This is a genomic window from Paraburkholderia dipogonis, assembly GCF_046027395.1.
GTDB classification, from domain to species: Bacteria; Pseudomonadota; Gammaproteobacteria; order Burkholderiales; family Burkholderiaceae; genus Paraburkholderia; species Paraburkholderia dipogonis_A.
On sequence record NZ_JAQQEG010000051.1, the window covers coordinates 48,883 to 62,063 of the forward strand.

10 protein-coding genes are annotated in these 13,181 nt (G+C 61.1%); 9 read left to right on the top strand and 1 reads right to left on the bottom strand.

The features are described from left to right. Positions 1-216: 216 nt before the first annotated feature. Positions 217-1,116 carry a LysR family transcriptional regulator gene (locus tag PQR32_RS36455; protein ID WP_408239054.1) on the bottom strand — a complete coding sequence of 300 codons (900 nt, stop codon included), beginning with the start codon at positions 1,114-1,116 and terminating at the stop codon, positions 217-219. 142 nt (positions 1,117-1,258) lie between these two features. Here PQR32_RS36455 and PQR32_RS36460 point away from each other — a divergent pair, with 142 nt between their 5' ends. The 9 genes from PQR32_RS36460 to PQR32_RS36500 all read left to right on the top strand — a co-directional run bounded on the left by PQR32_RS36460 (position 1,259) and on the right by PQR32_RS36500 (position 13,065). Further along, positions 1,259-2,797 carry a CoA-acylating methylmalonate-semialdehyde dehydrogenase gene (locus PQR32_RS36460; RefSeq protein WP_408239057.1) on the top strand — a complete coding sequence of 513 codons (1,539 nt, stop codon included), beginning with the start codon at positions 1,259-1,261 and terminating at the stop codon, positions 2,795-2,797. A gap of 159 nt (positions 2,798-2,956) precedes the next feature. After that, positions 2,957-4,669: a GMC family oxidoreductase gene (locus tag PQR32_RS36465; protein WP_408239060.1), complete on the top strand. Its 1,713-nt coding sequence runs from the start codon at positions 2,957-2,959 to the stop codon at positions 4,667-4,669. Positions 4,670-4,956: 287 nt separating this feature from the next. Beyond that, a complete protein-coding gene (locus PQR32_RS36470) occupies positions 4,957-5,736 on the top strand; it encodes an ABC transporter ATP-binding protein (RefSeq protein ID WP_132376519.1) in 780 nt (259 codons plus the stop codon). Then, on the top strand, positions 5,733-6,491 hold the full coding sequence (locus PQR32_RS36475; protein ID WP_408239062.1) for an ABC transporter ATP-binding protein: 759 nt from the start codon (positions 5,733-5,735) through the stop codon (positions 6,489-6,491). Before PQR32_RS36470 ends, PQR32_RS36475 begins: the two co-directional genes overlap by 4 nt. A gap of 51 nt (positions 6,492-6,542) precedes the next feature. Then, positions 6,543-7,757, top strand: coding sequence for an ABC transporter substrate-binding protein (locus PQR32_RS36480; RefSeq protein WP_408239065.1), 1,215 nt, complete (start codon positions 6,543-6,545; stop codon positions 7,755-7,757). A 186-nt stretch (positions 7,758-7,943) separates the two neighbouring features. Continuing rightward, positions 7,944-8,828, top strand: a complete 885-nt coding sequence (locus tag PQR32_RS36485; RefSeq protein ID WP_408207035.1) for a branched-chain amino acid ABC transporter permease — start codon at positions 7,944-7,946, stop codon at positions 8,826-8,828. Continuing rightward, complete coding sequence (locus tag PQR32_RS36490; RefSeq protein WP_408239076.1) at positions 8,828-9,799, top strand: branched-chain amino acid ABC transporter permease; 972 nt, start codon at positions 8,828-8,830, stop codon at positions 9,797-9,799. Before PQR32_RS36485 ends, PQR32_RS36490 begins: the two co-directional genes overlap by 1 nt. 515 nt (positions 9,800-10,314) lie before the next feature. Then, positions 10,315-11,481: an ABC transporter substrate-binding protein gene (locus PQR32_RS36495; RefSeq protein ID WP_408239069.1), complete on the top strand. Its 1,167-nt coding sequence runs from the start codon at positions 10,315-10,317 to the stop codon at positions 11,479-11,481. Positions 11,482-11,904: 423 nt separating this feature from the next. After that, a complete protein-coding gene (locus tag PQR32_RS36500; RefSeq protein WP_408239072.1) occupies positions 11,905-13,065 on the top strand; it encodes an ABC transporter substrate-binding protein in 1,161 nt (386 codons plus the stop codon). Positions 13,066-13,181 lie beyond the last annotated feature (116 nt).

Below are 13,181 nucleotides of genomic sequence, written 5' to 3' on the forward strand. Positions count from 1 at the left end.
CAATCTAACAAAAACTGCGTGACGGTGTGGTTTCAGATGCGGAGCTGGAGGTCGGGGCGGGCGTCCGCATTCCGCGATCGGGGCGCTGGCGAAGGTGCTGCGCAAGGAGATCGCCAGGAGGACCGCATTGTTTGGGCGTGTCATGAGAGCGACTCATATCGCGTTCCTTTGCGTACGCGTGTTCTCGTGCCCTACGCAACACCGGTCACTTGCGCCTCAAGTCGCCCACTGCTGCTCGATCAACTTCAACGCCGCGGCAATCGCCGGTTCTTCCTTGCGCTGCGCGAGCGTGATAAAGCTGAGCTGAGTCGGCACGGTGACACCTTCGACGATGGTCAACGCGTGCGCATGCGCTTCGGCTATCGCGGTGGCGTCGCGTGCGAGCGTGAGACCGACGCCCGATTTGACCAGGTCGAGCATCGACGGCTCCTGATCCACTTCCGCCACCTTGACCGGTTTCACACCGGCCTCGTCGAAGCAGCGCGACAACAACCGGTTATGCGCCGACGCGGGCGGCGTCCAGATCCACGGCAGCGCCGCGAGCGAACGCCAGTCGCGCGCGCCCTTGACGCGGTCTTTCCAGCCGGCCGGGGCGAGCACGCGGTACTGGAAATGAGTCAGCGTGACCGCATGAAAAGCGGGGCCGTCGCGCGGTTCGTCTTCGGACGGAAGGCCGATGTAGTAGCCGACATCCAGCTCGCCCGCGCGAACCTGCTCCAGTACCCAGCCCGACATGCCGTGGCGCAAGGCCGTCTCGATGTGCGGCCAGGTCTCCACGAGTTGCTTGAGAAAGCCGCCCAAGCGCAGAAACGCCGGGTCGAGGATCGTGCCGATCCGCAGTCGTCCGCGCACTTCGTGACGCAGAGATTGCGCCGCTCGCTGCACGTCGTTCGCCGCGCCGAGCGCGCGTTCGGCGTGGGGCAGCAGCGCCTGTCCATCGCGTGTGAGCGAGAGTCCGTGCGAAGTTCGCGTGAACAGCGTCACGCCGAGCGTCTCCTGCAAATGCTTGATTTGCAGGCTGACGGCGGGTTGGGTCAGGTGAAGCTGCACCGCGGCACGCGTGAGGTTGCCCTCGCGTGCCACGGTGACGAACGCCCGGAGCAGAGTCAGATCCATATCCTGATATTAGCGCGCCTTATAGCGCAGTTGAGCATTACTCATTGGATTTGTCGACCCGAAGCGCCGTACGCTTCACCTTCAGCACGCCTTTATCACGCCGCGGGCGCCGGGCAGACGACTTCACAGGAAAGAGGACACCATGAGCGAGACATATCAGGACGAAACTCAGCGCAGCGCGACCAGCGCCCGTGCACTGACCCATTTCATCAACGGCAAGACCCTCGAAGGCACGAGCGGCCGTTTCGGCGACGTCTTCAATCCCGCGCAAGGCAGCGTGAGCGCGCGTGTGCCGCTAGCGAGCGTCGCCGAGGTGGATGCCGCCGTCGCCGCAGCCCGGGCCGCCTTTCCCGCGTGGAGTGAAACCGCGCCGATCAAGCGGGCACGTGTCCTGTTCAAGTTCAAGGAACTGCTCGACCGTCACCACGACGAACTCGCGGAACTCATCACACGTGAGCACGGCAAGGTGTTTTCCGACGCGAAGGGCGAGGTGATGCGCGGCATCGAGATCGTCGAGTTCGCGTGCGGCATTCCGAATCTGTTGAAAAGCGACTTCACCGATCAGATCGGCGGCGGCATCGACAACTGGAATCTGCGTCAGCCGCTCGGCGTGGTCGCCGGCATTACGCCGTTCAATTTCCCGATGATGGTGCCGTGCTGGATGTTCCCGGTCGCGATTGCATGCGGCAACACGTTCGTGCTGAAGCCGTCGGAGCGCGATCCGTCGTGTTCGAACCGTCTCGCGGAATTGCTGAAGGAGGCCGGCTTGCCGGACGGCGTGTTCAACGTTGTGCACGGCGACAAGGTCGCCGTCGATGCGCTGCTGGTGCATCCGGATGTCAGCGCATTGTCATTCGTCGGTTCGACGCCGATCGCCGAATACATCTACACGGAAGGCACGAAGCACGGCAAGCGCGTCCAGGCTTTGGGCGGAGCAAAGAATCATCTGGTGGTGATGCCGGACGCGGATCTCGATCAGGCCGTCGATGCCTTGATCGGCGCGGCGTACGGTTCGGCGGGCGAGCGTTGCATGGCGATTTCGGTGGCCGTCGCGGTGGGACATATTGCCGATGAGCTGATTGAGCGGCTCACACCGCGCGTGAAGAGTTTGAAGATTCTCAACGGCATGGAATCGGATGCCGAGATGGGACCGTTGGTGACGGCGGTGCATCGCGAGAAAGTGGTCGGCTATATCGACTCCGGTGTCGCGTCGGGCGCGAAGCTGGTTGTCGATGGACGAGGCCATCAGGTCAGCGGTCATGAGAAGGGTTTCTTTCTTGGCGGCACGCTGTTCGACAATGTTTCGACCGATATGAAGATTTATCGCGAGGAGATTTTCGGACCCGTGCTCTGTGTGGTGCGCGTGCCGGATTTTGCTTCCGCGGTGGACCTGATCAACGCCAACGAGTTTGCTAACGGCGTGTCGTTGTTTACGTCCGATGGCGGCGTCGCGCGCGCTTTCTCGCGGCAGATTCAAATCGGCATGGTGGGCATCAACGTGCCGATTCCCGTGCCGATGGCATGGCATTCGTTTGGTGGCTGGAAGAAGTCGCTGTTCGGCGATCACCATGCGTATGGTGAAGAAGGCGTGCGGTTCTACACGCGCTACAAGAGCATCATGCAGCGCTGGCCCGACAGTATCGCCAAGGGTGCTGAGTTTACGATGCCGGTGGCTAAGTAGTGTGAGGTGATTGCCTTCGGCAGGCAGCGCTTCTGGTTGCCTGTCGAAGGTCGTAGTAAAAACGCGCGCCGTATAGGCAGAAAACACAAATAGAGCCCGACGCCGAAGTCGCATGACAACCAGGCGACTAATCGGCAAAAAAGCTTAGGAGACTGAACAATGAGCCATACCGACACGACGTCCGCGGCCCGGCGTCTCGAAGGCGAATTCGATTACATCATCGTGGGCGCGGGGACAGCGGGTTGTGTGCTGGCTAATCGCCTCACCCAGGATCCGGACGTGCAGGTACTGCTGCTCGAAGCCGGCGGCAAGGACGATTACCACTGGATTCACGTACCGGTCGGCTACCTCTATTGCATCGGCAATCCTCGCACGGACTGGCTTTATAAAACGCAGGCGGAAGCAGGCCTCAATGGCCGCTCGCTTTCGTACCCGCGCGGACGCGTTTTAGGCGGCAGTTCCTCCATCAACGGCATGATCTACATGCGCGGTCAGCGCGAAGACTACGATGAATGGGCGCGCGTCACCAACGACCCGTCCTGGTCCTGGAACTCAGTGCTGCCGGTCTTCAAACGCAGCGAAGATCACCATGCCGGCGCGACCGAATCGCATGGCGCGGGCGGACCGTGGCGCGTCGAGAAACAGCGGTTGAAATGGAAAATTCTCGAAGAGTTTTCGCGCGCCGCGCAAGAGACCGGCATTCCCGCCACCGAAGACTTCAACCGCGGTGACAACACCGGTGTCGGCTACTTCGACGTCAATCAGAAACGCGGCATTCGCTGGAACGCATCGAAGGCGTTTTTGCGCCCCGCACTCAAGCGGCCGAATCTTACCGTGATCACTGGCGCGCACACGCAGCGCGTCGTATTCGAAGGACGCCGTTGCACAGGCGTCGAATATCGCGGCGACAACACGGACTATCTGGCCAAGGCTCGCTGCGAAGTCATCCTCAGTTCGGGCGCGGTCAACTCACCGCAATTGCTCGAACTGTCTGGCATCGGCAATGGCGCACGTCTGCAGAATTTGGGCATCGAGGTTGTCAACGATCTGCGTGGCGTGGGCGAAAATCTGCAGGACCATTTGCAATTGCGCATGGCCTACAAAGTCGACGGCGTCCGCACGCTGAATACGGCGTCCGCGCATTGGTGGGGCAAGCTGCTGATCGGCATGCAGTACGCGTTTTTCCAAAGCGGCCCCATGTCGATGTCGCCGTCGCAACTTGGTGCGTTTGCCAAATCCGATCCGGATGACCGCTCGCTCACGCGACCCGACCTCGAATATCACGTCCAGCCGCTTTCGCTCGATCGCTTCGGCGAACCGTTGCATCGGTTTAATGCGTTCACGGCGTCGGTGTGCCAGTTGCGTCCCACATCGCGCGGCAGCATTCACATCGAATCCGCCGACCCTTCAGCGCCGCCGTTGATCGCACCGAACTATCTCTCCACGGATTACGACCGGCACGTTGCCGCGAATGCGCTGCGTCTCACGCGCCGCATTGCTGCGGCGCCCGCGCTCGCACGCTACCGGCCGCAGGAAATTTTGCCGGGCATTCAGTACCAGACCGAGGAAGAGTTGCAGCAAGCCGCAGGCGCGGTCGGTACGACCATCTTTCACCCGGTCGGCACCTGCAGCATGGGCACGACTGACGACCCCGGCGCCGTGGTCGACAACCGGCTACGGGTTATCGGTGTTGACGGACTGCGGGTGGTTGATGCATCTGTCATGCCCAACATCACCTCGGGCAACACCAATTCGCCCACGCTGATGATCGCCGAACGCGCCAGCGAGATGATCCGCGAAGATCGGCGTGCACGCGTGGCCGGCAGTTTGGCGGCACAAACGAGCTCGACGCCTTCCATGTCCGCTGTGTGACAGCGAGCGCACGAGCCGCATGAGAGGCCCGTCCCTAATGCGCGGCGGGCATCTCGCACGTATGAGCCCCGCGCGGGGCGGGCATTGCCCACTAAGTGCAAATCCCAATGAATGCGCTGCATCATTGGCGCGACAATGGCAGCCATGCTGCGTGCCGCCCCATGGATTACCGTCCGGATTGGTGCAGCACGCCAACGAGCGGCACGGGGTGCCGCCGTCATAAAAAGTCGCGCAGCGGTTCGCGCGTAAGATCGTAATGCTTCGCCTCACTCCGTATGGAAGGGAACATGATTCTCGGCGATACGATTCTCGAAACGCGCGGCCTCACCCGTGAGTTCAAAGGCTTCATCGCCGTGAACGGTGTGAACCTGCGCGTGCGCCGTGGCTCGATCCATGCGCTAATCGGCCCGAATGGGGCAGGCAAGACCACCTGCTTCAACCTGCTCACCAAATTTCTGGAACCCACCGCGGGTCAGATCGTTTTTAACGGTATCGACATCACGAGCGAACGCCCGGCGCAAATCGCGCGGCGCGGCATCATACGCTCATTCCAGATTTCTGCTGTGTTTCCGCATCTGACGGCATTGCAGAATGTGCGCATCGGTTTGCAGCGCCAGCTCGGCACGGCATTTCACTTCTGGAAGAGCGAGCGGACGCTGCGCCAGCTCGATGACCGCGCAATGGATCTGCTGACTCAGGTCGGACTGACCGATTTCGCCGATGTGTTGACGGTCGAACTTTCCTACGGCCGCAAGCGCGCGCTGGAAATTGCCACGACGCTCTCCATGGAGCCCGAGCTCATGTTGCTCGACGAACCCACGCAAGGCATGGGCCATGAAGACGTCGATCGCGTGACGGCGTTGATCAAAAAAGTATCGAGCGGCCGCACCATCCTGATGGTCGAGCACAACATGAATGTGATCGCCGGCATCTCCGACACGATTACGGTGCTGCAACGTGGCGAAGTGCTCGCCGAAGGCAGCTACGCCGAAGTGTCGAAGAACCCGCTCGTGATGCAAGCCTATATGGGCAGCGCCGATGCGGCGCTCGCCGGAGCCCACGCATGAATACGATTGCCGAGCGCGAAAGCCTCGACGTAACCGGGACGGAGAACGCCGCTCCCGCGCTGGACATCAAGGGTTTGCAGGCGTGGTACGGGGAATCCCATATTCTGCACGGCGTCGATCTGACGGTGGACCGCGGCGAAGTCGTTACGCTGCTCGGGCGCAACGGCGCGGGCCGGACCACCACGCTGCGCGCCATCATGGGCCTGACCGGACGGCGCACCGGTTCGATCCGCATCGGCGGACGCGAAACCATCAATCTGCCCACGCATCGCATCGCGCATTGCGCTGTGGGTTACTGCCCGGAAGAACGGGGTATCTTTTCGAGCCTCTCGTGCGAGGAAAACCTGCTGTTGCCGCCGCCCGTCGGCGACAAGGCGCACATGATGTCGCTCGAAGAAATCTATTCGATGTTTCCGAATCTGCAGGAGCGCCGCATGAGCCAGGGCACGCGGCTGTCGGGCGGCGAACAGCAGATGCTGGCGGTGGCGCGCATTCTGCGCACCGGCGCGAGCTTGCTGCTGCTCGACGAGATCTCGGAAGGACTCGCGCCTGTTATCGTGCAGGCGCTGGCGCGCATGATCATGACACTCAAGGCGCGGGGCTATACCGTTGTGATGGTCGAACAGAACTTCCGTTTTGCCGCGCCGCTTGCAGATCGCTTCTACGTGATGGAGCACGGCGCGATTGTCGAGCACTTCGGGGCGAGTGAACTCGAAAGCAAGATGCCTGTTCTGCACGATCTACTGGGCGTATAAAAATGCCCGATTGCCTCTGATAACCACAAGTGAAGAAACCAGGAGACAGGAATGAAAAAGAACCCACTCGCGCGGCTTGCCACACTTTGTTTCGCGGTCGCCGCCGGGGCCGCTTTGACGATGGGCAGCGCGCAAGCGGCTGACGATGCTGTGAAGATCGGCTTCATCACCGACATGTCTGGTCTGTATGCGGATATCGACGGGCAGGGTGGACTCGAAGCGATCCGCATGGCGGTGGCGGATTTTGGCGGCAAGGTCAACGGCAAGCCGATCACGGTGGTATATGCAGACCACCAGAACAAGGCGGACATCGCGGCGTCGCGTGCGCGCGAATGGTTCGATCGCGACGGCGTCGATCTGCTGATCGGCGGCACGAATTCGGCAACCGGTCTGTCGATGAATACCGTGGCCGGCGAAAAGAAAAAGGTGTACATCAGCATCGGCGCGGGCGCGGACAATCTGACGAACGAGCAATGCACGCCGTACACGATCCACTATGCGTACGACACCACCGCGCTCGCCAAGGGCACGGGTTCGGCCGTGACGAAGCAAGGCGGCAAGACGTGGTACTTCCTGACGGCCGACTATGCATTCGGCAAGGCGCTCGAGAAGAACACCTCGGACGTGGTGAAAGCGAACGGCGGCCAGGTGCTGGGTGCGGTGCGCCACCCGTTGTCGGCGTCGGACTTCTCATCGTTCCTGTTGCAGGCGCAAGCGTCGAAGGCGCAGATTCTGGGCCTCGCCAACGCGGGCGGCGACACGATCAACTCGATCAAGGCGGCCAAGGAATTCGGCATCACCAAGACGATGAAACTCGCCGCGCTGCTGATGTTCATCGACGACGTGCACAGCCTGGGTCTGGAAACCACGCAAGGTCTCGTGCTGACGGACAGCTGGTACTGGAACAAGGACGCCACCACGCGCAAGTGGGCGCAGCGCTACTTCGACAAGATGAAGAAGATGCCGTCGAGCCTGCAGGCCGCCGACTACTCGGCGACCATGACCTATCTGAACGCGGTGAAGGCGGTGGGTTCGACCGACTCCGACAAGGTGATGGCACAACTGAAGAAGACCAAGATCGACGATTTCTATGCGAAGGGCTACATCCGTCAGGACGGCAGCATGATCCACGACATGTACCTGATGCAGGTCAAGACGCCGGCTGAATCCAAGGAGCCGTGGGATTACTACAAGATCACGGCGACGATCCCCGGCGAGCAGGCGTTCACGACCAAGGCGGAAACGCGCTGCGCGTTGTGGAAATAAACGCTGGTTCGTAACCAGAGAGCCGTCTGTCTGCTGCGCCTGTCAGGCGATACATGATGTCGCGATGGTACACAGGCTGACGGCGAACTGTTTCACATGCCGCGCGCGATCGGCGCTTTGTCGCTGATCGCGCGCCGGCCGGATCGTGCGTGACCGATCTCACCTTGGCGATGGGTTAAGGCTTCAATGGAAATCTTTGGCGTTCCGCTACCGGCGATGCTGAGCCAGCTGCTGCTGGGGCTCGTGAACGGCTCGTTCTACGCAATTCTGAGCCTCGGGCTGGCGGTGATCTTCGGCTTGCTCAACGTGATCAATTTCGCGCACGGCGCGTTGTTCATGCTGGGCGCGATGCTCGCGTGGATGGGCTTTTCGTATTTCGGCCTGCCTTACTGGGTGATGCTGGTGCTGGCACCGCTGATCGTCGGACTGTTCGGCATGGCGATCGAACGCTCGATGCTGCGCTGGCTCTACAAGCTCGACCATCTGTATGGGCTCCTGCTGACCTTCGGGCTCACGCTGGTGGTGGAGGGCGTGTTCCGTTCCATCTACGGTTCCTCCGGCCAGCCGTACGACGTGCCGTCGGCGCTTTCCGGCGCAACCAATCTCGGCTTCATGTTCCTGCCGAACTATCGCGCGTGGGTCGTGGTGGCCTCGTTGGTGGTGTGTTTCGCGACATGGTTCGTGATCGAGAAGACGCGGTTGGGCGCCTATCTGCGCGCCGGCACGGAAAACCCGAAACTGGTTGAAGCGTTCGGCATCAACGTGCCGCTGATGATCACGCTCACCTACGGCTTCGGCGTCGCGCTCGCGGCGTTTGCTGGCGTGCTCGCCGCACCGGTGATTCAGGTCTCGCCGCTGATGGGGCAGCCGATGATCATTACCGTATTCGCGGTGGTCGTGATCGGCGGCATGGGTTCGATCATGGGCTCGATCCTCACCGGCTTGCTGCTCGGCGTGATCGAAGGGCTGACGCGCGTGTATTACCCGGAAGCGTCGGCGACCGTCGTCTTCGTGATCATGGCGCTGGTGTTGCTGGTGCGCCCGGCGGGTCTCTTCGGCAAGGAAAAATGATGCAGAGAAAAGTGCTCTACGGTCTGCTGCTGATCGTGCTTCTCGCGGTGCCCGTGCTCGGCATCTATCCACTCTTCGTGATGAAGGTGCTGTGTTTTGCGCTGTTCGCGGCGGCGTTCAATCTGCTGATCGGCTACACCGGTTTGCTGTCGTTCGGCCACGCGATGTTTCTTGCTTCGGCCGGCTACGTCACAGGCTATGCGATCCAGACGCTCGGCTTTTCGCCGGAGCTCGGCGTGCTCGCCGGCACTGCGGCGGCGACCTTGCTCGGCCTGATCGTGGGCATCTTCGCGATTCGCCGCCAGGGCATCTACTTCGCGATGGTCACGCTCGCGCTCGCGCAGATGGTCTACTTCGTGTTCCTGCAGGCGCCGTTCACGCATGGCGAGGATGGCCTGCAAGGCGTGCCGCGCGGCAAGCTGTTCGGCCTGCTGGATCTCTCGTCCGATGTGACGCTGTACTTTGTCGTGCTCGCCGTGATGGTGCTGGCCTTCCTGCTGATCGTGCGGATCGTGCATTCGCCGTTCGGGCAGGTGCTGGTGGCCATCAAGGAAAACGAGCCACGTGCGGTGTCGCTCGGCTACGATACGGATCGCTTCAAGCTGCTCGCGTTCATTCTGTCGGCGGGGATTGCGGGGCTCGCGGGTTCGCTCAAGGTATTGGTGCAAGGGTTCGAGACGTTGAGCGACGCGTACTGGACCATGTCTGGCCTCGTGATCCTGATGACACTCGTCGGCGGCATGGGCACCTTGTTCGGACCGTTGCTCGGTGCGGCGCTGATCGTCGCGCTCGAGGACCGGCTCGGCGATATCGGCGGGGCACTGGCGACGACCACGGGCGTCGAGTGGTTCCGCTCGCTAGGCGAATCGGTGACCATTGTGACCGGCGTGATTTTCATTGCGTGCGTGCTGGCGTTCCGGCGCGGCATTGTCGGCGAAATCATCGCGCGAGTGCGGCCATTGCGAGCCTGACGCACAGTGAAAGGCGCAATTGCTTCGGCGTCCGATATAATTTGGCCGTTTTGATGCGGTGAGGTTGGAACGGTGATCGAGTTGGAATGCCGACCCGACAGGGCTCGCGCAAACGTGCCCCAATTCAGTGCCGCAGTGCACCACTAGGGTAATTGCTAGTTGTAGTACGCAGGGTGCTCGTTTAATCTTCATGCAGTTCTGATGCACCACGAATTTTGCAGGTGGAGAACGAGGAGACAATGAGGCACTCAGTGCCCAGACGAAAGCGCTGTTGGATTGATATCCAACAGCGCTTTTTATTTGTGTTTTTGGTTATTCGCCATTCAAATTCCCCGCTAATTCGGTGACCCTTTTTCATTCACCGAACATGTCTCTATTTCATACGCCTCAACCCTGCAAAACGCTTGCAGCGCGTGGCTTTCGTCCGCTAAACTCCCTATTCACCGACCGCCTGGTCGGGATTTGAATCCGCGGATTTAAATTCGAATGAATGACGGGGTAGATAGAGGAGCGGGATGAAGTCGGCATTGCGTTGGATCAGTGCGGCATTGGTCGCCACCGGAGTGAGCGCGGCATGGAGCGGCCATGCTTTCGCGGACGTGAAAATCGGCGTGACCGTGTCGGCAACGGGGCCGGCCGCGTCGCTCGGCATTCCGGAAAAAAACACGATCGCGCTGCTGCCTAAAGAGGTCGCAGGTCAGAAGATCGATTACATCGTGCTCGACGACGCCACGGATTCCACCCAGGCCGTCAAGAACACGCGCAAGCTCACGAGCGAAGATCACGTGGATGCACTGATCGGCTCGACCGTCGTGCCGAACTCGCTGGCCATGATCGACGTCGCCGCCGAAACCTCCACGCCCATGATCTCCATGGCCGCCGCGGCGAGCATCGTCGAACCGATGGATGCAAAGCGCGCGTGGGTCTTCAAGACGCCGCAGAACGACATTCTCATGGCCACTGCGATCGCACAGCACATGTCGAATCACGGCGTGAAGACGGTCGCGTTCATCGGTTTCTCCGATGCTTACGGCGAGAGCTGGTTCAAGGAATTCGGCAAGGCCGCGGATCTCGCGAAGATCAAGGTCGTCGCGAACGAACGCTTCGCGCGCAACGACGCGTCGGTCACCGGCCAGGTGCTGAAGATCATGTCGCAGAATCCGGATGCGGTCTTGACCGCGGGCGCCGGCACGCCGGCCGCGCTGCCGCAGAAAACGCTCAAGGAGCGTGGCTACAAGGGCAAGTACTATCAGACGCATGGCGTCGCCAATAACGACTTCCTGCGCGTGTGCGGCAAGGATTGCGAAGGCACGTATCTGCCGGCGGGTCCGTTGCTCGTTGCCGAGCAACTGCCCGATTCGAATCCAGTGAAGAAGAGTTCGCTCGCCTATAAGCGCGCTTACGAAACCGCTTACGGCGCCGGCTCGGTGTCGACCTTCGGCGGCCACGCATGGGACGCGGGCTTGCTGCTGCAACGCGCGATTCCGCTGGCTTTGAAGAAGGGCCAGCCGGGCACGCCTGCGTTCCGCGACGCACTGCGCGCCGCGCTGGAAAGCACCAAAGACATGCCCGCGTCGCACGGCATCTTCAACATGAGCGCGAACGACCACGCTGGTCTCGACCAGCGGGCACGCGTGATGGTGGAGATTGTCGGCGGCAAGTGGAAGTTGTCCGGCGACTGAGCGAAGGCTAAGCGATATGGACCTTCATTAAAAAAAGACGCGTGCAGTTGACGCGTCTTTTTTATTGTCCGCATCGCGTGAAAAGGTGTGGTTTCGCGGCTTCAGGACAAACCCGCATTTGGGTTGCGGTCTATTGACCGTCAATCATGCAGAACGCAATACTACTAACATGTTAGTGTTTTGTTCACAGGATTTCGCAGCAGTTTGCAGTCGTGGTACGCAGTCGCAATATCTTGCATGGGACCAGAGTAAGGCGCTGAAGCGCCAACTCTGGTCAACAAGGAGTGGCACCAATGCGGCAAAGGTATTCGCGCTGAGCAGGGAAAACCATGCTTGGCACACCTGAACCCTATAACTAGATTCAGACACCCGGCCCGTGAGTCGGATTACAGATACGCGCTTCAAAGCGTTTGGAGACTTGCAATGAAAAAGACAAAGCAATGGGTACGCACCGGCATCGCCATGGCGTTGATGTGCGGCGCGGGCGCGGCGTTCGCCCAGGTGAAAATTGGCGTGACGCTTTCCACGACGGGGCCGGCCGCATCGCTCGGGATTCCTGAAAAGAACACGATTGCGCTGCTGCCGAAAGAGATCGGCGGCAAGACCGTGCAGTACATCATTCTCGACGACGGATCCGATACCGGCAAAGCCGTGCAGAACACGCGCAAGTTGATCGATGAAGACCACGTCGACGCGATCATCGGCTCGACCGTCACGCCGAATTCGCTCGCGATGCTCGACGCCGCTGCCGAAGGCAAGACGCCGGTGATCTCGCTGGCGGCATCGGCGGCGATCATTTCGCCGATGGACGCGAAGCGCGCATGGGCCTTCAAACCGCCGCAAAACGACAGTCTGATGGCTGACGCCATCGCCGACTACATGGAGCATCACGGCGTCAAGACGGTGGGCTTCATCGGCTTCGCTGACGCCTACGGCGACGGCTGGAACAATGTCTTCACCGCCGCGGCCGCGGCACACAATCTAAAGATCGTCTCCAACGAGCGCTTCAACCGCACGGACGCATCGGTGACGGGCCAGGTGCTGAAGACGATGGGCGCGAACCCTGACGCAGTGCTGATCGCGGGCGCGGGTACGCCGTCGGCGCTGCCGGCCAAGACGCTCAAGGAGCGCGGCTACAAGGGCAAGGTCTACCAGACGCACGGCGTCGCCAACAACGACTTCCTGCGCGTTTGCGGCAAGGACTGCGAAGGCGAATTCCTGCCGGCCGGCCCGATCCTCGTAGCGGATCAATTGCCGGCATCGAATCCGGTGAAGAAGTCGTCGGAAGCGTACAAAGCGGCGTACGAGAAAGCGTATGGCGCGGGTTCGGTGGCGACGTTCGGCGGCCACGCATGGGACGCCGGCCAGATGCTGCAAGCGGCGATTCCGGTCGCGCTGAAGACCGCCCAGCCGGGCACGGAACAGTTCCGCGTGGCACTGCGTGGCGCGCTTGAGAACATCAAGGAGCTGCCGGTCTCGCACGGCATCATGAACACCACGACGACCGACCACAACGGCCTCGACAAGCGCGCACGCGTGATCGTGCAGATCGTCGACGGCAAGTGGAAGCTGCAGAACGACTAAAACAAAAGCGGTACGCGCCTCTCGCGCAACGTGCGGCATGTGACGCCGCATTGCCATTGTGTTCGATGACAATGGCATCGACCGGCGGGGCCGGGGGGGGGGGGGGGGGGGGCGGG